27 protein-coding genes are annotated in these 25,852 nt (G+C 66.9%); 18 read left to right on the top strand and 9 right to left on the bottom strand.

What is annotated here, in order from left to right:
• Positions 1–48: 48 nt before the first annotated feature.
• The 5 genes from J2T47_RS04870 to J2T47_RS04850 form a co-directional block, all read right to left on the bottom strand.
• Positions 49–510, bottom strand: a complete 462-nt coding sequence (locus tag J2T47_RS04870; RefSeq protein ID WP_253442984.1) for a Spy/CpxP family protein refolding chaperone — start codon at positions 508–510, stop codon at positions 49–51.
• A 170-nt stretch (positions 511–680) separates the two neighbouring features.
• Complete coding sequence (locus J2T47_RS04865; RefSeq protein WP_253442983.1) at positions 681–1,358, bottom strand: response regulator transcription factor; 678 nt, start codon at positions 1,356–1,358, stop codon at positions 681–683.
• A 13-nt stretch (positions 1,359–1,371) separates the two neighbouring features.
• Entirely contained in the window at positions 1,372–1,782 is a 411-nt protein-coding gene (locus J2T47_RS04860) for a translation initiation factor 2 (IF-2, GTPase) (protein WP_253442982.1), read from the bottom strand.
• A 107-nt stretch (positions 1,783–1,889) separates the two neighbouring features.
• Positions 1,890–2,189, bottom strand: a complete 300-nt coding sequence (locus tag J2T47_RS04855) for a YciI family protein (protein WP_192431999.1) — start codon at positions 2,187–2,189, stop codon at positions 1,890–1,892.
• 1 nt (position 2,190) lies between these two features.
• Positions 2,191–2,784, bottom strand: a complete 594-nt coding sequence (locus tag J2T47_RS04850) for a septation protein A (RefSeq protein ID WP_253442981.1) — start codon at positions 2,782–2,784, stop codon at positions 2,191–2,193.
• Positions 2,785–2,998: 214 nt separating this feature from the next.
• On the opposite strand from J2T47_RS04850, the gene J2T47_RS04845 reads away from it, so the two are divergent.
• The 6 genes from J2T47_RS04845 to bglX all read left to right on the top strand — a co-directional run bounded on the left by J2T47_RS04845 (position 2,999) and on the right by bglX (position 10,657).
• Positions 2,999–3,874 carry a PHP domain-containing protein gene (locus J2T47_RS04845; protein WP_253442980.1) on the top strand — a complete coding sequence of 292 codons (876 nt, stop codon included), beginning with the start codon at positions 2,999–3,001 and terminating at the stop codon, positions 3,872–3,874.
• The gene (locus J2T47_RS04840) at positions 3,871–4,500 is read left to right on the top strand and encodes an L-threonylcarbamoyladenylate synthase (protein ID WP_045210146.1); all 630 of its coding nucleotides are present in this window, start codon (positions 3,871–3,873) and stop codon (positions 4,498–4,500) included. The genes J2T47_RS04845 and J2T47_RS04840 overlap by 4 nt, the downstream gene beginning before the upstream one ends.
• A 61-nt stretch (positions 4,501–4,561) precedes the next feature.
• A complete protein-coding gene (locus J2T47_RS04835; RefSeq protein ID WP_253442979.1) occupies positions 4,562–5,776 on the top strand; it encodes a tryptophan--tRNA ligase in 1,215 nt (404 codons plus the stop codon).
• Between the two features lie 378 nt (positions 5,777–6,154).
• Positions 6,155–7,018 carry a segregation and condensation protein A gene (locus J2T47_RS04830; RefSeq protein WP_253443781.1) on the top strand — a complete coding sequence of 288 codons (864 nt, stop codon included), beginning with the start codon at positions 6,155–6,157 and terminating at the stop codon, positions 7,016–7,018.
• Between the two features lie 83 nt (positions 7,019–7,101).
• Positions 7,102–8,142 carry an SMC-Scp complex subunit ScpB gene (gene scpB, locus J2T47_RS04825; RefSeq protein ID WP_253442978.1) on the top strand — a complete coding sequence of 347 codons (1,041 nt, stop codon included), beginning with the start codon at positions 7,102–7,104 and terminating at the stop codon, positions 8,140–8,142.
• Positions 8,143–8,359: 217 nt separating this feature from the next.
• Positions 8,360–10,657 (top strand): beta-glucosidase BglX, encoded by a 2,298-nt coding sequence (bglX, locus tag J2T47_RS04820; RefSeq protein ID WP_253443778.1) that lies wholly within the window; start codon positions 8,360–8,362, stop codon positions 10,655–10,657.
• 59 nt (positions 10,658–10,716) lie between these two features.
• Here bglX and J2T47_RS04815 read toward each other — a convergent pair whose 3' ends face one another.
• Positions 10,717–11,496 (bottom strand): hypothetical protein, encoded by a 780-nt coding sequence (locus J2T47_RS04815; protein ID WP_253442977.1) that lies wholly within the window; start codon positions 11,494–11,496, stop codon positions 10,717–10,719.
• Between the two features lie 53 nt (positions 11,497–11,549).
• Here J2T47_RS04815 and J2T47_RS04810 point away from each other — a divergent pair, with 53 nt between their 5' ends.
• Both J2T47_RS04810 and J2T47_RS04805 read left to right on the top strand, forming a co-directional pair.
• Positions 11,550–11,699, top strand: coding sequence for a hypothetical protein (locus J2T47_RS04810; protein WP_253442975.1), 150 nt, complete (start codon positions 11,550–11,552; stop codon positions 11,697–11,699).
• On the top strand, positions 11,671–11,853 hold the full coding sequence (locus J2T47_RS04805; protein WP_253442973.1) for a DUF1289 domain-containing protein: 183 nt from the start codon (positions 11,671–11,673) through the stop codon (positions 11,851–11,853). The genes J2T47_RS04810 and J2T47_RS04805 overlap by 29 nt, the downstream gene beginning before the upstream one ends.
• A gap of 291 nt (positions 11,854–12,144) precedes the next feature.
• Here the strand turns inward: J2T47_RS04805 and gap are convergent, their stop codons facing one another.
• Complete coding sequence (gene gap / locus J2T47_RS04800) at positions 12,145–13,149, bottom strand: type I glyceraldehyde-3-phosphate dehydrogenase (RefSeq protein ID WP_253442971.1); 1,005 nt, start codon at positions 13,147–13,149, stop codon at positions 12,145–12,147.
• A gap of 128 nt (positions 13,150–13,277) precedes the next feature.
• Here gap and edd point away from each other — a divergent pair, with 128 nt between their 5' ends.
• The 10 genes from edd (at position 13,278) to J2T47_RS04750 (ending at position 25,319) form a co-directional block, all read left to right on the top strand.
• On the top strand, positions 13,278–15,104 hold the full coding sequence (gene edd / locus J2T47_RS04795) for a phosphogluconate dehydratase (protein WP_253442968.1): 1,827 nt from the start codon (positions 13,278–13,280) through the stop codon (positions 15,102–15,104).
• A 106-nt stretch (positions 15,105–15,210) separates the two neighbouring features.
• A complete protein-coding gene (locus tag J2T47_RS04790) occupies positions 15,211–16,209 on the top strand; it encodes a glucokinase (protein WP_253442967.1) in 999 nt (332 codons plus the stop codon).
• Positions 16,210–16,252: 43 nt separating this feature from the next.
• On the top strand, positions 16,253–16,987 hold the full coding sequence (locus J2T47_RS04785) for a response regulator (RefSeq protein ID WP_253442966.1): 735 nt from the start codon (positions 16,253–16,255) through the stop codon (positions 16,985–16,987).
• A 19-nt stretch (positions 16,988–17,006) separates the two neighbouring features.
• A complete protein-coding gene (locus J2T47_RS04780) occupies positions 17,007–18,428 on the top strand; it encodes an ATP-binding protein (protein WP_253443775.1) in 1,422 nt (473 codons plus the stop codon).
• A gap of 164 nt (positions 18,429–18,592) precedes the next feature.
• Positions 18,593–19,855, top strand: a complete 1,263-nt coding sequence (locus J2T47_RS04775; RefSeq protein ID WP_253442965.1) for an ABC transporter substrate-binding protein — start codon at positions 18,593–18,595, stop codon at positions 19,853–19,855.
• A 101-nt stretch (positions 19,856–19,956) separates the two neighbouring features.
• Positions 19,957–20,883, top strand: a complete 927-nt coding sequence (locus J2T47_RS04770) for a carbohydrate ABC transporter permease (protein WP_253442964.1) — start codon at positions 19,957–19,959, stop codon at positions 20,881–20,883.
• Positions 20,876–21,721 (top strand): carbohydrate ABC transporter permease, encoded by an 846-nt coding sequence (locus J2T47_RS04765; protein ID WP_253442963.1) that lies wholly within the window; start codon positions 20,876–20,878, stop codon positions 21,719–21,721. Before J2T47_RS04770 ends, J2T47_RS04765 begins: the two co-directional genes overlap by 8 nt.
• Positions 21,722–21,732: 11 nt before the next feature.
• Complete coding sequence (locus J2T47_RS04760) at positions 21,733–22,893, top strand: ABC transporter ATP-binding protein (RefSeq protein ID WP_253442962.1); 1,161 nt, start codon at positions 21,733–21,735, stop codon at positions 22,891–22,893.
• A gap of 53 nt (positions 22,894–22,946) precedes the next feature.
• Positions 22,947–24,302, top strand: coding sequence for a carbohydrate porin (locus tag J2T47_RS04755; RefSeq protein WP_253442960.1), 1,356 nt, complete (start codon positions 22,947–22,949; stop codon positions 24,300–24,302).
• 180 nt (positions 24,303–24,482) lie between these two features.
• The gene (locus J2T47_RS04750) at positions 24,483–25,319 is read left to right on the top strand and encodes a D-hexose-6-phosphate mutarotase (protein ID WP_253442958.1); all 837 of its coding nucleotides are present in this window, start codon (positions 24,483–24,485) and stop codon (positions 25,317–25,319) included.
• A gap of 164 nt (positions 25,320–25,483) precedes the next feature.
• Here J2T47_RS04750 and J2T47_RS29180 read toward each other — a convergent pair whose 3' ends face one another.
• Together J2T47_RS29180 and J2T47_RS04745 are read right to left on the bottom strand one after the other, a co-directional pair.
• Positions 25,484–25,612, bottom strand: a complete 129-nt coding sequence (locus tag J2T47_RS29180; RefSeq protein ID WP_017516671.1) for a hypothetical protein — start codon at positions 25,610–25,612, stop codon at positions 25,484–25,486.
• A 74-nt stretch (positions 25,613–25,686) separates the two neighbouring features.
• Positions 25,687–25,839, bottom strand: coding sequence for a hypothetical protein (locus J2T47_RS04745; protein ID WP_253443815.1), 153 nt, complete (start codon positions 25,837–25,839; stop codon positions 25,687–25,689).
• Positions 25,840–25,852: the final 13 nt, after the last annotated feature.

Genomic DNA, 25,852 nt, shown 5'->3' with positions numbered 1-25,852 from the left:
CCACGGCAAGACGCCGGGATAACCCGGCGCCTGCACTTGCTGGAGCGATCAGTTGGTCTTGGTGCCGTCTTTCTGGGCCTTCCAGGTCTGGAATTCAGCCCATTCGGCCTTGCGCTGTTCACGCTGCTTCTTCAGCTCGTCGAACTTCTTCTGCTGCTCGGGAGTGAGGATGCCGCGGATGCTGGCTTCGGACTTGTCACGGTTGGCCTTCAGCTCTTCCTGCATGGCCTTGCGGTCGGCCTCGGGCAGTTTGTTCCAGTACTTCTCGGTGATCGCGCGGCGATCCTTCATCGAGTCGCCCATCAGCTTGCCGACTTGCTGGCGCTGGTCCTGGGTCAGGTTCAGTTCGCGGAACATGCCGCCGTGTTCGCCGCGCGGGCCGTGCATGCCCGGGCCATGGTCTTTCATGAACGGGGCGGGCGGCGGAGCGTCGGTCGGCGCCGGAGTGGCCGCCAGCGCGACGGTCGGCAGGGCGGCAGCGATCAGCAGGGCGGTCAGGGTCTTGCGCATGGTGTTTCTCCTTTCAGGGACCGGTCGTTACCGGATGAGCCCAGTCTAGGGTCGGCAAGGTCAAGGGCGGTCAGTCCCACGTAAAGCTTCGGTAAAGATTACGTGAAGCCCGGCTGGAATCTTTGCGAAGCCCGGGCCAGAGCGGCCCGGACCTTCCGCATGGCGAGGGTTCAGGCTGCGTAGAAGTAGCCGCGCCCGCGCAGGGCGAGGATGCGCGGGCGACCGTCGGGGTGGCTGCCGAGCTTCTTGCGCAGGTTGCTGACGTGCATGTCCAGGCTGCGGTCGTACAGGGTCAGCTTGCGGCCCAGGGCGAGTTGCGCCAGGGCCTGTTTGTCCAGCGGCTCGCCCGGCTGGCGCAGCAGGGCTTCGAGGATGCGGCTCTCGGAGAGGGTCAGGCTGATTTCTTCGGTGCCGATGGTGGCCACGCCGCGCGACAGGTTCAGCGCCAGATCACCCAGTTCCAGCTGCGCGGCGGGTTGCGCGGGGTGGCTGCGACGCAGCACGGCACGCAGGCGGGCGGTCAGCTCGCGGGGGTCGCAGGGCTTGGCCAGGTAGTCGTCGGCGCCCAGTTCCAGGCCGAGGATGCGGTCCAGCGGCTCGCCGCGGGCGGAGAGCATCAGCACCGGCAGGTCAGGGTGGTCGCTGCGCAGCGATTTGAGCAGCTCCAGCCCGCTGCCGTCGGGCAGCATGACGTCGAGCACGACCGCGTCCGGCGCGCGGCTGCCCAGCGCGGCGCGGGCTTGCGCACCATCGTGGGCGGCGCGGATGCTGAAGCCTTCCTGGGTCAGCCAGGTGGTCAGCAGTTCGCAGAGTTCGACGTCGTCGTCGATCAGCAGCAGTTCACTCATGAAGAGGCTTCTTTCAGTTGATCCATTCGCGGCGCGAGCGGCGGCGGCCACGGCTGAGCATGCCGAGGATGAACGCCAGCAGGGCGGTGCCGGCGCCGGTTACGTACCAGGTCTGCTGCTCGCTGAGCAGGCGCGGTGGCTGGTTGGCCTGGGCCTCGCGCAGCTGCAGCTTCAGGCGCTGGTTCTCCTGGGTCAGGCGGGCGATGCGGGCTTCGTCCTGGCTGTTGTCAGGGTTGGCCAGCTGCGCGGCCAGTTCGGCACGCTGCCGCTCGCTGTCGGCCAGGCGCTGCTCCAGTTCAGGCTGCGCAGCCGGCGGTTGAGTTGGTGCTTGGACAGCGCTTTGCGCCGGTTGCTCCGTGACGGGCTCTTCGGCGAGGGCGGGCAGCGGCAGGGCGAGGCAGGCGAGCAGGGGCAAACGGCGCATCGGGACTCCTTGTTCGATGATGTGCCGCCGTCCATGGCCATCCCGGCGCTGTCCGGCTGCGATGCCCCGTGGCGCTCCGTGCCGCGGGGTGCAACGCTCGCGCGCTGTTAGGGCAGGACTTTCTTGAACGGCTTTACCACGACTTCGGCGTAGACTCCGGCGGCGCGGTACGGGTCGGCGTCGGCCCAGGTCTGGGCGGCAGCCAGGGAATCGAACTCGGCGACGATCAGGCTGCCGGTGAAGCCAGCGGCGCCCGGGTCGTTGCTGTCGATGGCCGGGTGCGGGCCGGCCAGGACCAGGCGGCCTTCTTCCTTCAGCTGCTCCAGGCGTGCGATGTGCGCGGGACGGGCGGCCAGACGGCGTTCTTGGGAAGCGGTGATATCACGGGCAATGATCGCGTAGAGCATGTCAGTCCTTGGGTTTCTCGCCGGTAGGCTCATCGTGCATGTGGCGGGCCAGGAACACGCCCTGGCCGATCAGGAACAGCAGGGTCATGCCCAGGCTGCCGAACACCTTGAAGTCCACCCAGTAGTCCTGGAAGGTGAAGGCGACGAACAGCTGGACACAGCCGCAGATCAGGAAGAACAGCACCCAGGCGACGTTCAGCTTCGCCCAGAGGGAATCGGTCAGGTGCACCGCGTGGCCCATGATGCGCTGGATCAGCGGTTGCCCGCCAATGAAGTGACTGCCGGCGAAGGCCAGGGCGAACAGCCAGTTCACCACCGGCGCCTTCCACTTGAGGAAGGTCTCGCTGTGGAAGGCCAGGGTCATGCCGCCGAACACCAGACAGGCGGCGAGCGTCACCCACTGGCCCTTGTCCAGCTTGCGCTGCTTGATCAGCAGCGTGCCGTAGACCAGAACGGAAGCGGCAATCAGGACGGCCGTGGCGCTGTAGATCCCGCCGACCGAGAAGCTCTGGCCGGCGAGTTCGACGTTGCGCGGGTCGAGCTTGTAGACGATGAAAAAGAGGATGAGGGGAATGAAATCGATGAATTGCTTCATTACGGCAGCCAGAGCCCAGTAGAGCCGGCATAATACCAACCTGCGGATGAACTGAAAGAGCCATCCGCCCAACGCTGCGTCAGATCATGGTTTCAATGCGTTGCCGCGGGAGCGTTGGCACAGAAGCGTCTATACAGAAAGCTATCCCAACACCACTCTGCTCCGACACATAGCTATCCTGACACACAGCCACCCTGCATTCCCTGGAAGCCCCATGCGAGTCGATCTGCACTGCCACAGCACCGCGTCCGACGGACAGCTCAGCCCGACGGCCCTGGTCGAGCGTGCCCATGGGCGCGGCGTGCGCGTGCTGGCCCTGACCGACCACGACACCCTCGACGGCCTGCCCGAGGCGCGCCGCGCTGCGCAGGCGCTGGGCATGGAGCTGGTGGACGGCGTCGAGGTGTCCTGCACCTGGGGCGGGGCGACCATTCATGTGCTGGGCTACGGCTTCGATGCGACGGCCGACCCGCTGGTGCAGGCGCTGGACGACCTGCACCGCGCCCGCTGGACCCGCGCCGAGGAAATCGGCCGGCGCCTGGAAGCCAAGGGCATGCCCGGCGCCTTCGAAGGGGCGCGGGCGATTCAGGCTGAACTGGGCGACAGCGAGAATGCCCCGGCGCGCCCGCATTTCGCCGAATTCCTGCTGCGCCAGGGCCATGTCAAGGACCGCGCCGAAGCCTTCCGCAAGTGGCTGGGCGCCGGCAAGCTGGGCGACGTCAAGCAGCACTGGCCGAGTCTCGCCGACGCGGTCGGCACGCTGCGTGCGGCGGGCGCCTGGATCAGCCTGGCGCACCCCTACCAGTACGACTTCACCCGTACCAAGCGGCGCAAGCTGCTGGCCGACTTCATCGCCGCCGGCGGCCATGCACTGGAAGTCTGCAACGGCCCGCAGCCGGCCGAGCAGGTCGGCGTGCTGAGCATCCTCGCCCGCGAATTCGGCCTGATGGTCACCGCCGGCAGTGACTTCCATGGCCCCAGCGACTGGTCGGAGCTGGGCCTTTACCGGAGCGTACCGGACGACCTGCCGCCGCTCTGGCCGCGCTTCGCCAGCGCCGAGAACGCCATCGGGATCAAGGAGACTCCATGAGCCAGTTCTTTCAGATCCACCCGGAAAATCCCCAGGCGCGCCTGATCAAGCAGGCAGTGGAGATCGTCCGGCAGGGCGGGGTGATCGCCTATCCCACCGACTCCTCCTACGCGCTGGGCTGCCGCATCGGCGAGAAGTCCGCGGTGGAGCGCATCCGCCACATCCGCCGGCTCGACGACAAGCACAACTTCACCCTGGTCTGCCGCGACCTGTCAGAGCTGGGCCTCTACGCCAAGGTCGACACCGGCCTGTTCCGCCTGCTCAAGGCGCACACGCCCGGCCCCTACACCTTCATCCTCAACGCTACCCGCGAAGTGCCGCGCATGCTGCTGCATCCCAAGCGCCGCACCATCGGCCTGCGTGTGCCGGCCTGCCCGATCGCCCTGGCGCTGCTGGAGGAACTGGGCGAGCCGCTGATGAGCGTCAGCCTGATCCTGCCGGGCCAGAGCGAGCCGCTGAACGATCCGTACGAGATGCGCGATTCGCTGGAGCACCTGGTCGACCTGATCATCGACGGCGGCTTCGGCGGCGGTGAGGCTTCCACCGTGATCGCCCTGACCGACGAAGACCCGGTGGTCGTGCGTGTCGGTTGCGGCGACCCGGAACCCTTCATGGTCAACGCCTGAACACGCCCGGCGTGCTGGCTATACTCCCTCGTCCCATCGCCGAACCCGCGAGGTTGACCGCTTGACCAGCGTCGAATCCCTGCGCCGTGTGCTGTCCGGCATGCGCCCCACCGGGCGCCTGCACCTGGGGCATTACCACGGTGTGCTGCAGAGCTGGGTGAAGCTGCAGCACGAGTACGAATGCTACTTCTCCATCGTCGACTGGCATGCCCTGACCACCGAGTACGACGAGACCGCCAGCATCCGCCAGCACGTGCGCGACATGGCCATCGACTGGCTGGCGGTGGGCGTAAGCCCCAGCGCCGCGACGCTGTTCATCCAGTCCCAGGTGCCCGAGCACGCCGAGCTGAACCTGCTGCTGTCGATGCTCTGCCCGCTGTCCTGGCTGGAGCGCGTGCCGACGTACAAGGAGCTGCAGGAAAAGCTGGTGCACAAGGACCTCTCCACCTTCGGCTTCCTCGGCTATCCGCTGTTGCAGGCCGCGGACATCCTGATCTACCGCGCAGGCCTGGTGCCGGTGGGCTCGGACCAGTTCGCCCACGTCGAATTCACCCGCGAGATCGCCCGCCGCTTCAACCACCTGTACGGTGGCGAGGTGGACTTCGAAGACCGCGCCCAGACCGCCATCGCGCGCCTGGGCAAGAAGACCGGCAAGCTCTACAGCAGCCTGCGCCGCGCCTGGCAGGAACAGGGCGACGCCGAGGCGCTGGAGACCGCCCGCGCGCTGCTCATGGAGCAGCAGAGCCTGACCCTGGGCGACCGCGACCGGCTGTTCGGCTACCTCGAAGGCAGCAGCCGCGTGCTGCTGCCCGAGCCGCAGACCCTCACCAGCCACGCACCGAAGATGCCGGGGCTGGACGGGCAGAAGATGTCCAAGTCGCACCACAACACTATTGCCCTGCGCGACAGCCCGGCGGTGATCGAGGAAAAGATCGCGCGCATGCCCACCGACCCCGCGCGGGTGCACCGCCGCGATCCGGGCGACCCGGAGCGCTGCCCGGTATGGCAGTGGCACCTGATCTACTCCGACGACGGTTGCCGCCAGTGGGTGCAGGAAGGTTGCCGCAGCGCCGGGATCGGCTGCCTGGACTGCAAGCGGCCGGTGATCGAGTCGATCCTCCACGAACTGGCGCCGATCCAGGAGCGCGCGCTGGACTACGAGGACAATCCCGAACTGGTGCGCAGCATCCTCGCCGAAGGCGCCGAGCGCGCCCGCGAGGCCGCACGAGAGACGCTGGTGGAAGTGCGCCATGCGATGGGGTTGTCCTACCGCTGACGGGCGCGCGGATCAACTGACGGTGTAGGAGCGGGCCATGCCCGCGATCGCGCGCATGGCGCGCTCCTACAAGGAGCGCCGCACATGGGGATTCTGCCGAACAGAACCGATTCCGCCGCGATGCTTTCTGTTAGAGCACGGCCTGCCAATGATGTGACACCGCCCATCCCTTGAGCCAAAAGCCCCTCGCGCCGCCGGCAAAAGCAGGGATAATGCCGCCTTCGAACCCCAGCGCCTGACGAGTGGCCGATGAGTGACCTGACCGAGCCGGAAGCCCCCGCCGCCGCCCCTGAATACCAGGTGCCGGTGCAGCTGGCGCTCGTCTATGGCGAGGCCCTGACGGAGATGCCGCAGGACCTGTACATCCCGCCGGACGCCCTGGAGGTCTTCCTCGAAGCCTTCGAAGGCCCGCTCGACCTGCTGCTCTACCTGATCCGCAAGCAGAACATCAACATCCTCGACATCCCCGTGGCGGAGATCACCCGCCAGTACATGGGCTATGTCGAGCTGATGAAGTCGGTGCGCCTGGAGCTGGCCGCCGAGTACCTGGTGATGGCCGCCATGCTCGCCGAGATCAAGTCGCGCATGCTGCTGCCGCGCTCGGCCGAGGCCGAGGAAGAAGAGGAAGACCCGCGCGCCGAGCTGATCCGCCGCCTGCAGGAGTACGAACGCTTCAAGAAGGCCGCCGAGGACCTCGACGACCTGCCACGCCTTGGCCGCGACTACGTGGTGCCCACCGTCGCCGCGCCGGATGCGCGGGCGCGCCGGCTGCTGCCGGAAGTGGACATGCAGGAGCTGATGCTGTGCATGGCCGAGGTGCTGCGCCGCGCCGACCTGTTCGAGAGCCACCAGGTCACCCGCGAGATGCTCTCCACCCGCGAACGCATGACCGAGATCCTCGAACGCCTGAAGGGTGAGGGCTTCGTGCCCTTCATCAGCCTGTTCCGCGTCGACGAAGGAAAGCTTGGCGTGGTGGTGACCTTCATGGCGGTGTTGGAGCTGGTCAAGGAACAGCTGGTGGAGCTGGTGCAGAACGAAGCCTTCGCACCGATCCACGTCCGCGCCCGCAGCGAAGTGCAGGAGGGCCCCGCGCGCTTCGGCGAGGTAGCGGAAGAGCTGCTGGAGGAGGGTGACGAAGACGTCTTCGAGCCCCGCGACGAGCCGCCTGCCGAGCTGACCTTCGAGGATGGCCACTTCGACGGCCCGGAAGGTGACGCGGAGCCGGACGAAGAGCCGCTCTGAGCCGCCAGCGTTGCCCTGGCGCCGCGCTTTGAGTAGCTTTCCCGCCTGAACGGCGAAACCTTCAACCCCGACCCGAGTTCCCGATGAATCTCTCCGACCCGCAAGAACTGGCGACCCTGCTCGAAGGCATCCTCCTGGCTGCCGGCAAGCCCATGTCGCTGGAGCGCCTCGGCGAGCTGTTCGAGGAGGCCGAGCGCCCCGAGCCGCAGCAGTTCCGCGATGCGCTGGCGGTGCTGAGTCTGTCCTGTTCCGGGCGGGCCTTCGAGCTGAAGGAAGTCGCCACCGGCTACCGCCTGCAGGTGCGCGAGAAGTTCGCCTCCTGGGTCGGCCGGCTCTGGGAGGAGCGCCCGCAGCGCTATTCCCGTGCGCTGCTGGAGACCCTGGCGCTGATCGCCTACCGCCAGCCCATCACCCGGGGCGAGATCGAGGAAATCCGTGGCGTCGCGGTGAACACCCAGATCGTCAAGACGCTGATGGAGCGCGAGTGGATCCGCATCGTCGGCTACCGCGAAGTCCCCGGCCGCCCGGCGATGCTCGCCACCACCCGCACCTTCCTCGACTACTTCAACCTCAAGAGCCTGGAAGACCTGCCGCCGCTGGCCGAGCTGAAACTGATGGAGCCCGAGCCGCAGCCGATCCTCGAGGACATGGCGCCGGTGGCCAGCCTGCCGAGCCCCGAGGAATACGACGAGGACTATGTGCCGCCGTCGCTGCAGGCCCTGGCCGACCAGGCCGTGCGCGATGCCGGCGAGGAGCCGGAGCCCGCACCGCCGGAGGAGCCGAAGGAGGAGACCAGCTTCCGCAGTCTGCTCGCCGAGCTGGACGAGATGGAACAGGGCTTGAAGACCGACTTCGACGACCTGATCGACCGCCCGCCGAGCGACGACGAGGACACCGGGGTGGATGCCGACTTCAGTGGCGTGCATGCGCTGCCGGAGGTCGAGCCGCAGGGCGCAGCCCAGGTGGCTGCCCAGCCCGAAGCGCAAGCCGAGCCCGAGGTGGCCGCGCCAGCGCTGGCCCCCGCGCCGTCCGCGCCGGCGGAAGACGAATGGGATGAAGAGCGTGCCCTGCGCGAAGCCATGCTCGAGGAAATGGAGTTCAATGCGCGCAACCGCGACCATTGAGTCCGGCCTCTGGCGCATCTGACCCAGGCTTTCCAGCCGTTCGGTGATTGACTTCCGCGCCCCGCGCGACGACCTTATGTGCCGCGTTCGAAAGGCGCCGGCCGCTACACCCGGGGGAGCAGCCGGAATCCCCGTCCCTTCGACGATCCTCGACAACAATCCACAGTGGCCTGGCGCCTCGCGCAGGCGGCTGAGTACCCATATGAAAAGAACTCCAATCAGCCGTATCTGCTGGCTCGGCCTTCTGCTGGGCCTGAGCAGCGCTTCGCTTTCCGCCGCCCAGGCGCCTGCTGACGCACCTGCCGTGCCGTTGGCCGGCCAGTCCAAGGAAGCCTTCCTCGACAGCCTGATGCAGCGCATGACGCTGGAAGAGAAGATCGGCCAGCTGCGTCTGGTCAGCGTCGGGCCGGATCATCCCAAGCCGGTACTGCTGAAGGAAATCGCCGAGGGCACCACCGGCGCGGTGTTCAACACCGTGGTCCGTCCGGGCATCCGCGACCTGCAGGACGCGGCCATGCAGAGCCGGCTGAAGATCCCGCTGTTCTTCGCCTATGACGTGGTCCACGGCCACCGCACCGTATTCCCCATCGGCCTGGGCCTGGCGGCGAGCTGGGACCTGGCGGCCATCGAGCGCAGCGCGCGGGTCTCGGCCATCGAAGCCAGCGCCGACGGTCTCAACCTGACCTATTCGCCCACCGTCGACATCGCCCGCGATCCGCGCTGGGGCCGCGTCTCCGAAGGCTTCGGCGAAGACGCCTGGCTGACCAGCAAGGTTGCTGCCGCGGTGGTCAAGGGCTACCAGGGCAAGGGCCTGAACCAGCCGGAAACCATCATGGCCGGGGTCAAGCACTTCGCCCTGTACGGCGCCGGCGAAGGCGGCCGCGACTACAACACCGTGGACATGAGCCCGCAGCGCATGTTCCAGGACTACCTGCCACCGTACCGCGCGGCCATTGATGCCGGCGCCGGGGCAGTGATGGTCTCGCTGAACAGCATCAACGGCGTGCCGGCCACCGCCAACAAGTGGCTGCTGCAGGACCTGCTGCGCGGCCAGTGGGGCTACAAGGGCCTGACCCTGAGCGACCACGGCGCGGTGCTGGAGCTGATCAAGCACGGCGTGGCCGCTACCGAGCGCGACGCCACCCAGGCGGCGATCAACGCCGGCGTCGAAATGAACATGAACGATGACCTCTACGGCAAGCACATGCCCGAGCTGCTCAAGGCCGGGCTGATCAGCCAGGACGAGATCGACCGTGCCTGCCGCGACGTGCTCGCCGCCAAGTGGGACATGGGCCTGTTCCAGGACCCGTACCGCTACCTGCAGGGCAAGGACCCGGTCGATACCGATGCCGAGGATCGCCTGCACCGCGCCGACGCCCGCGAGATCGCGCGCAAGGGCATGGTCCTGCTGAAGAACGAAGGCGGCGTGCTGCCGCTCAAGCGCGACGGCGTGATCGCCCTGATCGGCCCGCTGGCCGACAGCAAGCGCGACGTGATGGGCAGTTGGTCCGCCGCTGGCAAGGCCTTCCAGGCCGTGACCGTGCTCGAGGGTATGGGCGCCGCCACCCGTGGCCATGCCGCGCTGCTCTACGCCAAGGGCGCCAACGTCACCGACGATCCGGAGATCGTCAAATACCTCAACGAGTACAGCGAAGACGTCAAGGTCGACCCGCGCAGCCCGAAAGCCATGATCGACGAAGCCGTCGAGAAGGCGAAACAGGCCGACGTGGTGGTGGCCGTGGTCGGCGAATCCCAGGGCATGGCCCACGAGGCGTCGAGCAAGACCAACCTGCACATCGCGCAGAGCCAGATCGAGCTGCTCAAGGCCCTCAAGGCCACCGGCAAGCCGCTGGTGCTGGTGCTGATGAACGGCCGGCCGATGGACCTGCGCTGGGAAAGTGCCAACGCCGACGCCGTGCTGGAAACCTGGTTCAGCGGCACCGAGGGCGGCAACGCCATCGCCGACGTACTGTTCGGCGACTACAACCCCTCGGGCAAGCTGACCATGACCTTCCCGCGCTCGGTGGGCCAGGTGCCGATCTACTACAACCACCTGAACACCGGCCGCCCGTTCGACCACGAGCACCCGAACAAGTACACCTCGCGCTACTTCGACTCGCAGAACGGCCCGCTGTACCCGTTCGGCTACGGCCTGAGCTACACCGACTTCAGCGTCTCGGACGTGAAGATGTCCGGCAGCAAACTGAAGAAGGGTGACCAGCTGACCGCCAGCGTGACCGTGAAGAACACCGGCAAGGTCGCCGGCGAGACCACCGTGCAGCTCTACCTGCGCGACGTCGCCGCGTCCATCAGCCGCCCGGTCAAGGAGCTCAAGGGCTTCAGCAAGATCCTGCTGCAGCCGGGCGAGTCGAAGGTGGTGCAGTTCCCGATCCGCGAAGAAGACCTGCGCTTCTACGACAGCCAGCTGCGCTACGCCTCGGAGCCGGGCGAGTTCAAGGTCTACGTCGGCCTGGATTCGGACAACGTGAAGGAGCAGAGCTTCACGCTGCTCTAAGCGTTACGCGCTGCTGCGAACGAAAACGCCACGGCTGGATCAGCCGTGGCGTTTTTCATTCAGGCGGTGTTGGTGGCCTTGCGTGACCGGAGCCCGATCAGCCAGCGCAGCGTGCCTTGAACCAGCACGGCCAGCAGTGCGGCCTGGGCGAAGCTCGGCAGGGTGTCGTTGGCCGGCAGGCGCAGCGCCAGCCACAGGCAGAACGCCGCGAAGGCCGGGCGCCCGCTGACCATGCCGCGCAGCAGGGCGATGACGAAGCCCGCGCCGTGCAGGCGTTGCGACGACACGCAAAGCACGATGGAGAGCAGCGGGAACACCGCCAGCAGGCCGCTCCAGCTCGGCCCGGCCCAGCCGGCGAGGGCGGTGACGGCCAGTGTCAGCAATGCACCGGCAAGCATGCGCAGGCCCAGCTCGAAGCGGCCCAGCGCGGCGATGCTGCCTGACGGTTCGGCGCGGGGCATGAACAGCTGACTGGTCAGTGCGCCCATTGCTGCGGCGATCAGTGCCCAGACGGGCGAGACAGGGAGTTGCGTCAGGGCCCAGGCAGCCACCAGCCAGGCCAGCATTGCGCCGCTCAGGGCCAGCGGCCAACGGTGCTTCCGGCACAGCCAGGCATAGGCGAAGTTGAATGCTTCCGCAGCGAAGATCGCCGCCAGCGCCAGCCGCGCGGCCTGGGCGCCGAAGTCGCGGCCGTGCTCCACGGTGATCAGGTAGAGGATCGGCCCGGCGATGGCGGGCAGGGCGGCGAGGCAGCCGGCCACGGTCGGCCCCCACCAGCGCCCGGAAAGGGACACCAGCAGCAGGAACAGCGGAACCAGGGTGAGCTTGAGGGCGAGCATGGGGGACGCCGGAGTGCGTGGAGGGCGGATTCTAGCAAGGCGCGCCGACTTCAATGACCGCATCGATTGCCCGCGTCGATGACGCCGATGGGGAAATCGAGTTGGACCTTGGCGCCGCGCGGGTGTCCATTGTGCAGGCCCACCGACATTCATCCATCAGTCGCGAGGAAGTCCGTGAAGAGTCCGTGCATCAAGATCTGTGAGTTCGACGAGGGCATCTGCCTGGGCTGCGGTCGCAGTCGCGAGGAAATCAAGGCGTGGAAGCGTGTCGACCACCTGGGCCAGGAGGCGATCCTGGCCGAGGCGGACATGCGCCTGCTGGTGCTGGAGGCGCAGGGGAAAAGGCTTTATCGCTGAGTGGTGTTTGCCGGTAACGCCGTGCCTGGGTTCCCCTCTCCCCAGCCCTCTCCCTGAAGGGAGAGGGGGCCGTCCGTGCCGGCTGATGCCATGGTTTCAACCTGCTCCGATCCAGTCCCCTCTGCCTTCGGAGCGGGGCGCGCAGCCAGGGTTAGGGAGAGGGCAGCCGAAGGGGAGTGCGATGGTTCCAGTGGGGGCTCTAGACAGGCGTAGGGCGAATAACCCGGAACGGGTTATCCGCCGCATCCTCCACGGCGGATAACGCTGGCGCGTTATGCGCCCTACAGGTTGTCAGCCGCGTGTTGCAGCCATCGCCCGCGCCGTATCCAGCATGCGGTTGGAGAAGCCCCATTCGTTGTCATACCAGGCCATCACCTTCACCAGCCGGCCGTTCACCCGCGTGTGGCTGGCGTCGAAGATCGCCGAGCGCGGGTCGTGGTTGAAGTCCACCGAGACCAGCGGCTGGCGGTTGAAGCCGAGGATCGCCGAAGTTTCGCTGGCGCGCTCCAGCAGCGCGTTCACCTCCTGCGCGCTGGTGTCGCGGGCGACCTGCAGCGTGAGGTCCACCAGCGATACGTTGATCACCGGCACGCGCACCGCCAGGCCGGTCAGCTTGCCGGCCAGTTCCGGCAGCACCAGACCCACCGCCTCGGCGGCGCCGGTCCTGGTCGGGATCATCGACTGGGTGGCCGAACGCGCCCGGTATGGGTCGCTGTGGTAGACGTCGGAGAGGTTCTGGTCGTTGGTGTAGGCGTGGATGGTGGTCATCAGCCCATGCTCGATGCCCAGTTCTCGATGCAGCACCTGGGCCACCGGCGCCAGGCAGTTGGTGGTGCAGGAAGCGTTGGAGACGATGCGCTGTTCCGCGCGCAGGATGCCTTCGTTGACGCCGAACACCACCGTGGCGTCGACGTCCTGGCCGGGAGCGGAGATCAGCACCTGGCGCGCGCCGGCCTGCAGGTGCGCGGCGGCCTTGTCGCGGGAGGTGAACAGGCCGGTGCACTCCAGCACGATATCCACTCCCAGGGCTTGCCACGGCAACTCCGCCGGATTGCGGATGGCCGTGACGGCAATGCGGTCGCCCTCTACCCTGAGGCTTTCGGCATCGTGCTCGACGTGGCCGGCGAAGCGCCCGTGCACGCTGTCGAACTGGCACAGGTGGGCGTTGATCGCCGCGTCGCCCAGGTCGTTGATCGCCACCACTTGCAGGTGCTGACGATACGGCCCCGAGTAGAGCGCGCGGAGCACGTTCCGACCGATGCGGCCAAATCCGTTGATTGCCAGGCGTATAGTCATGGAGGTCGTCTCTTTTCTTTTGTTGTGGTAAAAACCATTAAATTTCCACGTTGATGAAAAGTAAACACCGAGTAATCAACGATAATGTTGTAAAAACAACAACCGATAGTCTGTAGGAGAATGCTGCCATGCACCCTCGTGTGCTTGAAGTCACCCAGCGCATCCAGGCCCGCAGCGCGGCCACACGCCAGCGCTACCTCGACCTGGTCAAGGCAGCCGCCACCAAGGGCCCGCACCGCGGCACGCTGCCCTGCGGCAACCTCGCCCACGGCGTCGCGGCTTGTGGTGATTCCGACAAACAGGCGCTGCGGCTGATGAACCAGGCCAACGTCGCCATCGTCTCCGCCTACAACGACATGCTCTCCGCGCATCAGCCGCTGGAACGCTTCCCGGAGCTGATCAAGGACGCCCTGCGGCAGATCGGCTCGGTCGGCCAGTTCGCCGGCGGCGTGCCGGCCATGTGTGACGGCGTGACCCAGGGCGAGCCGGGGATGGAGCTGTCCCTGGCCAGCCGCGACGTGATCGCCATGGGCACCGCCATCGCGCTGTCGCACAACATGTTCGACGCCGCGCTGTGCCTGGGCGTGTGCGACAAGATCGTCCCCGGCCTGCTGATCGGCTCGCTGCGCTTCGGCCACCTGCCGGTGGTGTTCGTGCCTGCCGGGCCGATGCCCACCGGCATCTCCAACAAGGAAAAGGCCGCAGTGCGCCAGCTGTTCGCCGAAGGCAAGGCCACCCGCGAGGAGCTGCTGGCCTCGGAGATGGCCTCCTACCATGCGCCGGGCACCTGTACCTTCTATGGCACCGCCAACACCAACCAGTTGCTGGTGGAAGTGATGGGCCTGCACCTGCCGGGCGCCTCCTTCGTCAACCCGAACACCCCGCTGCGCGACGAGCTGACCCGCGAAGCCGCCCGCCAGGCCGCGCGCCTGGCGCCGGAGAACGGCCAGTTCGTGCCCATGGCGGAGATCGTCGACGAGAAGGCCATGGTCAACTCGGTGGTGGCGCTGCTGGCCACCGGCGGCTCGACCAACCACACCCTGCACCTGCTGGCCATCGCCCAGGCCGCCGGCATCCAGCTGACCTGGCAGGACATGGCCGACCTCTCCGAAATCGTGCCGACCCTGGCGCGCATCTATCCCAACGGCCAGGCCGACATCAACCACTTCCAGGCGGCGGGCGGCATGTCCTTCCTGATCCGCCAGCTGCTCGATGGCGGCCTGCTGCATGAAGACGTGCAGACCGTGGTTGGCAAGGGCCTGCGTCGCTACCTGCAGGAACCCTTCCTCGACGACGGCAAGCTGGTCTGGCGCGAAGGCCCGGCGGCGAGCCTGGACGAGAACATCCTGCGCCCCATCGACAAGCCGTTCTCCGCCGAAGGCGGCCTGCGCCTGATGGAAGGCAACCTCGGCCGCGGCGTGATGAAGGTCTCCGCCGTGGCGCTGGAGCACCAGATCGTCGAGGCCCCGGTGCGCATCTTCCACGACCAGTCGAGCCTGGCCGCCGCCTTCAAGGCCGGCGAGCTGGAGCGCGACCTGGTGGCCGTGGTGCGCTTCCAGGGGCCGCGCGCCAACGGCATGCCGGAGCTGCACAAGCTCACGCCGTTCCTCGGCGTGCTGCAGGACCGTGGCTTCAAGGTGGCGCTGGTCACCGACGGGCGCATGTCCGGCGCCTCCGGCAAGGTGCCGGCGGCGATCCACGTGTCCCCGGAGGCGCTCAACGGCGGCCCGCTGGCCAGGCTGCGCGATGGCGACGTGGTGCGCGTCGACGGCACCACCGGCGAGCTGCGCGTGCTGGTGGATGCGGCAGAATGGGAAGCCCGTCCGCTCATCGAGACCCCGGCACTGGATAATGTCGGCATGGGGCGCGAGCTGTTCGCCTTCATGCGCAACGCCTTCAGTTCGGCCGAGCAGGGCGCCTGCAGCTTCACCGCCGAGCTCGACGGCTTGCGCTGATCGATGCAACCTCCCGCGCGGCCGGACTGCCTGTCCGCCGCACGGGAGCGTTCGCGGTGCTGTCCTAAGCTGAATCTTTTCCTCCACTTCCAGGCCCGAGCCCGCAATGAATTCCAACAAAGCTCACTCCGCCTCGAACGGTTTCGCCCTGGTCGGCGACATCGGCGGCACCAACGCGCGCTTCGCCCTGTGGCGCGGTGAAGTCCTCGAATCCATCCAGGTCCTGGCCTGCGCCGACTACCCGCGCCCGGAAGACGCCGTGCGCGACTACCTGCAGCGTATCGGCCAGCCGCTGTCCGCCGTCGACAACGTCTGCCTGGCCTGTGCCGGGCCCGTCGGCGCCGGCGACTTTAAATTCACCAACAACCACTGGGTGATCAAGCGCGAGGCGTTCCGCCATGAACTGGGCCTGAGCCACCTGCTGCTGGTGAACGACTTCAGCACCATGGCCTGGGCGGCCTCGCGGCTGTCGGAGGAGCACCTGGTGCAGGTGCGCGCCGGCAAGCCGCTGGAAGGTCGCGCCAAACTGATCATCGGCCCGGGCACCGGCCTGGGCGTCGGTAGCCTGATGCCGCTGCCGAACGGTGGCTGGGAAGTGCTGCCCTGCGAAGGCGGCCACGTCGACCTGCCGGTGACCTCCGAGCGTGACTTCGCCCTCTGGCAGCTGCTGCGCGAGAAGTACGGCCATGTCTCGGCCGAGCGCGTGCTCTCCGGCAGCGGCCTGGAAAACCTCTACCGCATGAGCTGCCAGCTCGATGGCGTGGCGCCGAAATGCACCACCGCCGCCGAGATCGGCGAGCGCGCCATGGCTGGCGATGCCTACGCCGACGCGGTACTGGAACACTTCTTCGTCTGGCTGGCGCGGGTCGCCGGCAATGCCGTGCTGACGGTCGGCGCGCTGGGGGGCGTGTACATCACCGGCGGCATCGTCCCGCGCTTCCTCGAACGCTTCCAGCGCAGCGGCTTCGCCGAGGCCTTCCGCAGCCGTGGCAAGACCAGCGGGCCGTACCTCGACCCGGTTCCGGTATGGGTCATGACGGCCGACCATCCGGGCCTGTTCGGCGCCGGTGTAGCCCTGGAGCAGGCGCTGCGCAACGAAGGCTGATTTTTCGTTCCACCTCGAAGAACAACAAGAAAGGACGCCCGAAGTGAACCAGCCTGCCCGATCCATCCTGCTGGTGGACGACGACCAGGAAATCCGCGAGCTGCTGGAGACCTACCTCAGCCGCGCCGGCTTCCAGGTGCGCAGCGTCGCCGATGGCGAGAGCTTCCGCCGCGCGCTGTGCGACGAGGACGCCGCCCTGGCGATCCTCGACGTGATGCTGCCCGACGAGGACGGCTTCAGCCTGTGCCGCTGGATTCGCTCGCATCAGCGCCACGCCTGCATGCCGGTGATCATGCTCACCGCCAGCTCCGACGAGGCCGACCGCGTGGTAGGCCTGGAGCTGGGCGCCGACGATTACCTCGGCAAACCCTTCAGCCCCCGCGAGCTGCTGGCGCGGATCAAGGCGCTGCTGCGCCGCGCGCAGTTCACCCAGGTGCGCGGCGGCGAGGTCATCGCCTTCGACGACTGGCGGCTGGATACCATCAGCCACCGGCTGTTCCACGAGGACGGCGAAGAACATTTCCTCAGTGGCGCCGACTTCGCCCTGCTCAAGCTGTTCCTCGACAACCCCCGGCAGATACTCGACCGCGACACCATCGCCAGCGCCACCCGTGGCCGCGAGGTGATGCCGCTGGAGCGTATCGTCGACATGGCCGTGTCGCGCCTGCGCCAGCGCCTGCGTGACACCGACAAGCCGGCGCGGCTGATCCAGACCGTGCGCGGCAGCGGCTACCTGCTGGCCGCCCAGGTTCGCCCGCACCTCGCCGGCCATGAGTGAACGCCGCCGCTGGGCCCTGGTGCCGCGCTCGCTGCTCGGCCGCATGCTGCTGCTCACCCTGCTGGCGGTGCTGATCGCCCAGGGGCTGTCGAGCCTGTTCTGGATTTCCCACCTGCGCACCAGCCAGCGCGACGGCCTGCTCACCAGCTCGCGCAGCCTGGCTTACTCCATGGCTGCCAGCGTCAGCTACTTCCGCTCGCTGCCCATCGGCTACCGCCCGCTGGTGCTCGACCAGCTGCGCAGCATGGGCGGCACACGCTTCTTCGTCTCGCTCAACGAACGCCCGCTGAACCTGCGCGCGTTGCCGGACACCACCAACAAGCAGGCGGTGATCGACATCGTGCAGGACGTCCTGCAGCAGAAGCTGGGCAAGGACGTCGAGCTGCAGGTGGAGTTCGTCAGCCCCGACGACCTGCGGCTGTTCAACGGCGAGCTGAAACTGGAGGAGCTGCCGCGCTCCTGGGCGCACTACGCGCTGACCCTGGAGCCGGTGAACCCGCCGGTGCTGGTCACACAGATCCGCATCGGCGAAAGCGAGTGGCTGTACATTGCCAGCCTGATGCCGGCGCCCTACGTTACCTTGGAGCCTGAAGGCCTGCCGCCGCAGCAGGTCATTTCCATCGCCTTCACCAGCCTGTTGTTGCTGCTGTTCACCGGCCTGCTGGTGCACTGGCAGAGCCGCCCGCTCAAGCGCCTGGCCCGCGCCGCCCGCGACATCGCGCTGGGTGGTGAGGACCAGCCGCTGGAGGAGAGCGGGGCGAGCGAGCTGGTGGAAGTCTCCCGCGCCTTCAACACCATGCGCGAACGCATCGACCGCTATGTCAACGAACGCGCCCAGCTGTTCAGCGGCATCTCCCACGACCTGCGCACGCCCATCACCCGCCTGCGCCTGCGCGTGGAGCTGCTGGAGGATGAACAGGCGCAGGACAAGTTCAGCCACGACCTCGATGAACTGGAACTGCTGGTGAAGGGCGCGCTGCAATGCGTGAAGGACACCGACATCCACGAGAACGTCGAACCGGTGGACCTCAACCAGCTGCTGCAATACGTCGCCGGCCCCTACATAGCCGATGGCCGCGTCGAGGTACTGGGCGCGTCGCTCGAGCCCTATCCGGGCAAGCCGCTGGCACTCAAGCGCTGCATCGGCAACCTGCTGGACAACGCCCTGAAGTACGGCGGCCGCGCCCAGCTGAGCATCGAGGACGATGCCGACGCGGTGGTCCTGCATGTCGACGATCAGGGCCCGGGTGTGCCGGAGCAGCGCCTGGAAAAAGTCTTCGAGCCACGCTTCCGGTTGTCCGAACGGGGACAGGGCTACGGCTTGGGCCTGGGCATTGCGCGCAACATCGCGCATACCCACGGCGGCGAAGTCACCCTGCAGAACCGCCGTGAGGGCGGGTTGCGGGTGACGCTGAGGTTGCCGCGGTTGGAGGTGGAGTAGGGCGATTCCTGCTCCCGTCATCTTTCCTCATGAACATTCGCCAAATGTCACTGGCCAGTGACAATCGAAGATCGCTTCGTTACCCGGAGAACGGAATGCCTTGGATAGACTCGGACCATCGCAAGCGCAGACTTGCCTCCAATAACAAGAACAAGGTGCTCCCCATGAATGCGATCCGTCGCCTGTCGGCCGCCATCTGTCTTTCCTCTTTCTGTCTCTCCCCCCTGCTGGCCCACGCCGGTGAAGTCGAAGTGCTGCACTGGTGGACGTCCCCCGGTGAGAAGCGCGCCGCCGAAACCCTGAAGAAACTCGTCGAAGCCAAGGGCCACACCTGGAAGGACTTCGCCGTCGCCGGGGGCGGTGGTGAAGCGGCCATGACCGTACTGAAGACCCGCGCCGTCTCCGGCAATCCGCCGGCCGCCGCACAGATCAAGGGGCCGGACATCCAGGAGTGGGGCGAACTGGGCCTGCTCGCCGACCTCAACGAGGTCGCCGCCGAAGGCAAGTGGGACCAGCTGCTGCCGCCGCAGGTGGCGCAGATCATGAAGTACAAGGGCGACTACGTGGCCGTGCCGGTCAACGTGCACCGGGTGAACTGGCTGTACATCAACCCGGAAGTGTTCAAGAAGGCCGGCGCCACGCCGCCGACCACCCTCGATGAATTCTTCGCCGCCGCCGACAAGCTCAAGGCCGCCGGCTTCACGCCGCTGGCCCATGGCAGCCAGCCGTGGCAGGACGGCACCCTGTTCGAGAACCTGGTGCTCAGCAAGATGGGCACGGAAGGCTACCGCAAGGCCTTCGTCGAACTGGACAAGGAAACCCTCACCGGCGCGCCGATGGCTGACGTCTTCGCCGCGCTGAAGAAGCTGCACGGCTACGTCGACGCCGACGCCGCCGGCCGCGAATGGAACGTCGCCACCGGCATGGTCATCAACGGCAAGGCCGGCATGCAGATCATGGGCGACTGGGCCAAGAGCGAGTTCACCGCCGCCGGCAAGGTGGCGGGCAAGGACTACCAGTGCCTGCCGTTCCCCGGCACGCAGCAGGCCTTCGACTACAACATCGACTCCCTGGTGATGTTCAAGCTGAGCAACGAGGAAAACCGCAAGGCCCAGGAAGACCTGGCCCGCGCTGTACTCGATCCTTCGTTCCAGAAGGACTTCAGCCTCAACAAGGGCTCGATCCCGGTGCGTCTGGACGTCGACATGACGCCCTTCGACAGCTGCGCCCAGCAGTCGATGAAGGACTTCAAGGCCGCCTCCGCCAGCAACAACCTGGTGCCGAGCATGGCCCACAGTATGGCCGCCTCCAGCTACGTGCAGGGCGCGATCTTCGACGTGGTCACCAACTTCTTCAACGACCCCGCCGCCGATCCGCAGAAGGCCGCGCAGCAACTGGGCGCCGCCATCCAGGCCGCCGCGCAGTAAGGCGCTCGCCGGCTCCGTAGCGGAGCCGGCTTCCCTCCCGACAGAACGACTCCGGGCCGCCACGGCAGCCCGGGTGGGCTCACTCATCCTCGAGAAAGCAGATGGCGACCCGATCTCCGACTTTCACCCCCGCCGCCGCGCCCCGCGCTTCGCTGCTCGATGGCTTGCAGGCCTGGCTGCCGAAGCTGGTGCTGGCCCCGAGCATGCTCGTGGTGCTGGTCTGCGTGTACGGCTACATCGGCTGGACGCTGCTGCTGTCCTTCACCAATTCACGCTTCATGCCGGCCTACAGCTGGGCCGGGCTGAGCCAGTACCTGCGGCTGTGGGACAACGACCGCTGGTGGGTGGCGAGCAAGAACCTGCTGCTGTTCGGCGGCCTGTTCATCGGCACCTGCCTGGTGCTCGGGGTGTTCCTCGCGGTGCTGCTGGACCAGCGCATTCGTCGCGAAGGCTTCATCCGCACGGTGTACCTGTACCCCATGGCGCTTTCGATGATCGTCACCGGTACCGCCTGGAAGTGGCTGCTCAACCCCGGCCTGGGCCTGGACAAGCTGCTGCGCGACTGGGGCTGGAGCGGCTTTCGCTTCGACTGGCTGGTGGACCCGGAACGGGTGGTCTACTGCCTGGTGATCGCCGCCGTGTGGCAGGCCTCGGGCTTCGTCATGGCGCTGTTCCTCGCCGGGCTGCGCGGGGTCGATCCGGCCATCGTGCGTGCCGCCCAGGTGGACGGCGCGAGCCTGCCGACCATTTACCTGCGCATCGTCCTGCCGAGCCTGCGTCCGGTGTTCTTCAGCGCGCTGATGATCCTCGCGCACATCGCCATCAAGAGCTTCGACCTGGTCGCCGCGATGACCGCCGGCGGCCCCGGCTACTCCTCCGACCTGCCGGCGATGTTCATGTACGCCCACACTTTCACCCGCGGCCAGATGGGCCTGGGCGCGGCCAGCGCGATGCTGATGCTGGGTGCCGTGCTGGCCATCGTCGTGCCGTACCTGTACTCCGAACTGCGGGGCAAGCGCCATGCATGACTCGACCCTGAAACCGTCGTTCAGCCTGAGCCGCCTGGCGGTGCATGCGACCCTCTGGGGCGCCGTGGCGCTGTACGTGATCCCGCTGCTGGTGATGCTGCTGACCAGCTTCAAGTCGCCCGAGGATATCCGCACCAGCAACCTGCTGGCGCTGCCGGACGTATTCACCGTGATCGGCTGGGTGAAGGCCTGGGGTGCGGTGGGCGACTACTTCTGGAACTCGGTGAAGATCACCGTGCCGGGCGTGCTGATCTCCACCTTCATCGGCGCCATGAACGGTTACGTGCTGTCGATGTGGCGCTTCCGCGGTTCGCAGCTGTTCTTCGGCGCGCTGCTGTTCGGCTGCTTCCTGCCGTTCCAGGTGATCCTCCTGCCGATGTCCTTCACCCTCGGCAAGCTCGGCCTGGCCAACACCACCACCGGCCTGGTGATGGTGCACTGCATCTACGGCCTGGCCTTCACCACGCTGTTCTTCCGCAACTACTTCGTGGCGATTCCCGATGCGCTGGTGAAGGCCGCGCGCCTGGACGGCGCGGGGTTCTTCACCATCTTCCTACGCATTCTGATGCCGATGTCCACCCCCATCGTGATGGTCTGTCTGATCTGGCAGTTCACCCAGATCTGGAATGATTTCCTCTTCGGGGTGGTGTTCGCCAGCGGCGACGCCCAGCCCATCACCGTGGCTCTGAACAACCTGGTGAACATCAGCACGGGCGTGAAGGAATACAACGTCGACATGGCGGCCGCGATGATCGCGGCGCTGCCCACGCTGGTGGTCTACGTACTGGCCGGCAAGTACTTCGTGCGCGGGCTCACTGCCGGCGCCGTCAAAGGTTGAGGTAAGCACCGATGTCCACCCTTGAACTGCACAACCTGCACAAGTCCTACGGCGCAGGCCTGGCGGACACCCTGAAGTCGATCAACCTGTCGATCGATTCGGGCGAGTTCCTGATCCTGGTCGGCCCCTCCGGCTGTGGCAAATCCACCCTGATGAACTGCATCGCCGGCCTGGAGAACGTCACCGGCGGCGCCATCCTGGTGGACGGCCAGGACATCAGCGGCATGAGCCCGAAGGATCGCGACATCGCCATGGTGTTCCAGTCCTACGCGCTGTACCCGACCATGAGCGTGCGCGAGAACATCGCCTTCGGCCTGAAGATCCGCAAGCTGCCGAAAACCGAAATCGACGCCGAGGTGGCTCGCGTGGCGAAGCTCTTGCAGATCGAGCACCTGCTCGAACGCAAGCCCTCGCAGCTCTCCGGCGGCCAGCAGCAGCGCGTGGCGATGGGCCGGGCGCTGGCGCGGCGGCCGAAGATCTACCTGTTCGACGAACCGCTGTCGAACCTCGACGCCAAGCTGCGCGTGGAGATGCGCACCGAGATCAAGCTGATGCACCAGCGCCTGAAGACCACCACGGTGTACGTGACCCACGACCAGATCGAGGCCATGACCCTGGGTGACAAGGTGGCGGTGATGAAGGACGGCATCGTCCAGCAGTTCGGCACCCCGCAGCAGATCTACAACGATCCGGCGAACCTGTTTGTCGCCAGCTTCATCGGCTCGCCGCCGATGAACTTCATCCCGCTCAGGGTGCAGCAGCAGGGCGGCCGGCTGGTCGGCCTGCTGGACAGCGGCCAGGACCGCTGCGAATTGCCGCTGCAACTGGACGCCGGGCTGGTCGAAGGTCGCGAGCTGATCCTCGGCGTGCGCCCGGAGCAGGTACAGCTGGCCAGCGACGACGGCAACGGCCCGAGCGACCTGCGTGCCGAGGTCGAGGTGGTCGAACCCACCGGCCCGGACACCCTGGCCTTCGTCACGCTCAATGGCGCCAAGGTCTGCTGCCGCCTGGCGCCGGACCAGACGCCGCTGCCGGGCTCGTCCCTGCAGCTGCGCTTCGATCCTTCCCGCGCGCTGCTGTTCGACGCACAGAGCGGCGAGCGACTGCGCGCCGAGCCGCGTGGCGACGGCGCGAACAAGGTGACGCCGCTGGCCCGCCAGAAGCATTCCTGAAACACCCCCTGCCTGTAACGACGCTAGAAACCAAGACAACGAGGACGCTGGAGATGCACAAGAACAACAACCGGCCCGCCGCACGAACCCTGGGCTGCCTGCTCGCACTGGGCTGCGTGGGCAACGTCGCCCATGCCGACGATGCCTTCTCATCCGAGTCAAAGTGGGGCCTGGGTGACTGGGGTGGCAAGCGCACCGAACTGCTGGAGAAGGGCTACGACTTCAAGCTCGACTACGTCGGCGAGGTGGCCAGCAACCTGGGCGGTGGCTACGACCAGCACACCACGGCGCGCTACTCCGACCAGTTCGCCCTCGGCACCCACCTGGACCTGCAGAAGATCCTCGGCTGGGATGCCACCGAGTTCCAGCTGACGGTCACCGAGCGCAGCGGCCGCAATCTTTCCAACGACCGCATCAGCGACCCGCGCGCCGGACAGTTCAGCTCCGTGCAGGAAGTCTGGGGCCGTGGCCAGACCTGGCGCCTGACGCAGATGTGGATCAAGCAGCAGTACTTCGATGGCGCGCTGGACGTGAAGGTCGGCCGCTTCGGCGAGGGCGAGGACTTCAACAGCTTCCCCTGTGATTTCCAGAACCTGGCCTTCTGCGGCTCGCAGGTGGGCAACTGGGTCGGCGGCATCTGGTACAACTGGCCGGTCAGCCAGTGGGCGGCCCGGGTGAAGTGGAACTTCAACGACCAGTGGTACGCCCAGGTCGGCGCGTACAACCAGAACCCGTCGAACCTGGAAACCGGCAACGGCTTCAAGCTCAACGGCAGCGGTACCAAGGGCACCATTCTACCGGTGGAGCTGGTGTGGATGCCCAGGGTCGGCGCCCAGCAACTGCCCGGCGAATACCGCCTGGGCTACTACTACAGCACCGCCGAGGCCGACGACGTATACGACGACGTCAACGGCAACCCGCAGGCGCTCACCGGCGAGCCAGCGAAGACCCACAGCGGCAAGCATGGCTGGTGGGTGGTGGCGCAGCAGCAGGTGACCGCCCATGACGGCGACACCTCGCGTGGCCTGAACCTGTTCGCCAACTTCACCGTGCACGACAAGGCCACCAACACCGTCGACAACTACCAGCAGCTCGGCGTGGTCTACAAGGGCCCGTTCGACGCGCGGCCCAAGGATGACATCGGCTTCGGCGTGGCGCGCATCCATGTCAACGACGATGTGCAGGATCGCCAGCGCCTGGTGAACCAGGTCAACGGCATCGACGACTACGACAACCCGCTGTACCAGCCCATCCAGGACACCGAGTACAACGCCGAGCTGTACTACGGCGTGCATGTGACCAATTGGCTCACCGTGCGGCCGAACCTGCAGTACATCCGCCATCCGGGCGGCGTGGACGAGGTCAACAACGCCGTGGTGGCCGGCCTGAAGATCCAGTCCAGCTTCTGATTGCTCCCTGGTGCGAACCTGGCCCGTCCTTGCGACGGGCCTTTTTTCATTGGCGCGGGCGCTGCGCGTGACTAGGCTTTGCGGTTAGAATCGCCGCCTTTTCTGTAAGATGTAGTGAAACTACAGAGATCTTCACGCCCCGGAATGTCCGGGCAGGGATTGGATCAGGACATCCGGACAATGCTCGAGCATCCGCTGCAGCGCTTTTTTCATTCCATGCGGGGCAAGCGCCCCTTCGACTGGGTGCGCTTCCAGCGTCGCGACCTGCTGCTCATCGATCATCCGCAATGCCAGGCGGTGTTCAGCCGCCAGGGTGCGCAACTGCTGCACTTCCAGCCGCGTGGTGCGCGCCCGCTGCTGTGGTGCTCAAGCCAGTGGCCGAGCCTGAGCACGGCACCGATCCGCGGCGGTATCCCGGTCTGCTGGCCCTGGTTCGGCAGCCACCCCACTGAGGCCGACTGGCCCCAGCACGGCTGGGCGCGCCAGCGCGAGTGGCGCATGCTCGACGCCTGGGCCGACGACAGCAAGGTGGTGGTCAGCTGGCAGCTGGACATCGAGGACTGGCACGTGCGCCTGGAAGCGCGCCTGGGCCAGGACCTGGACATCGAGCTCTCCAGCTACCACGAAGATGACAGCGACTGCCTCTTCAGCTTCGCCCTGCAGCCCTACTGGCGCGTGGGTTCGTTGCGTCGCTCGGTGGTCCATGGGATGGAGCTGGACGGCAAGGCCAGCGGCCTGCCCAACACCTGGGCTCCCCGTGGCGCGGTCAAGCAGGTGCTCTACAACACCGGTTCCCTGGTGCTGGAGGATGCCGGCTGGCAGCGCCGCCTGCGCATCGACAAGAACACCAGCGCCGGCAGTGTCATCTGGCACCCCGGCAGCCGCGCGGTGGAACAGGTGGAGCCGGGCGAAGCGGAGCGCTTCCTGTGCATCGGCGCCGCCGGTTATCGCGCCGGCGGGCTGATTCTCGCCCAGGGCGAACGGATGCTGCTGAATCTGCGCGCCGGGCTGGTCTGACCCGGATTGATTTAGCGCACGCTTACCAGGGCGGTGTATCGGAACACCCTTGCAGGAGCGGGCCATGCCCACGATCGCGCGCATGGCGCGCTCCCGCAGAGTCCCGGGAGGGGAGGTGAGCGGACAGCCTCGCCGAGGCCATCCGCGGGACGAGGGGCGCGCCCTCAGGACGGTTGCTGAGGCGTGCCCAGCAGCGACTTGCCGGTTTTCTTCTGCCGCTTGGCCATGCGTTTTTCGTGCGCGGTTTTCAGCGGCTTCTTCTTCGCCTGTTTCTTCGCGTCGAGACCTTTCACGAGCCTGTCCTCCAACGGGACGCCCTCGGACCGAGAGCTGACTGCTTCAGCATAGTCCCGTGGCAGGCGGCCGTTCAGCCGGCGGTCAGGCGCTCCAGCTCGCGGCGCACCATGTTGGCGTAGTGCGGCGGGCTCAGCCGGTACAGCTCGCCTGCCACCCAGTGCAGCCAGCGCGCGCCGAGCTTCGGCCTCGGCGCGCTGGGCGTTTTCCTGGTGGTAGTCGGCACGGCTCATCGGTGG

It is taken from the genome of Pseudomonas nitroreducens (genome assembly GCF_024170165.1).
GTDB lineage: Bacteria > Pseudomonadota > Gammaproteobacteria > Pseudomonadales > Pseudomonadaceae > Pseudomonas > Pseudomonas nitroreducens_C.
This window is presented reverse-complemented; position numbering and strand designations above follow the sequence as displayed.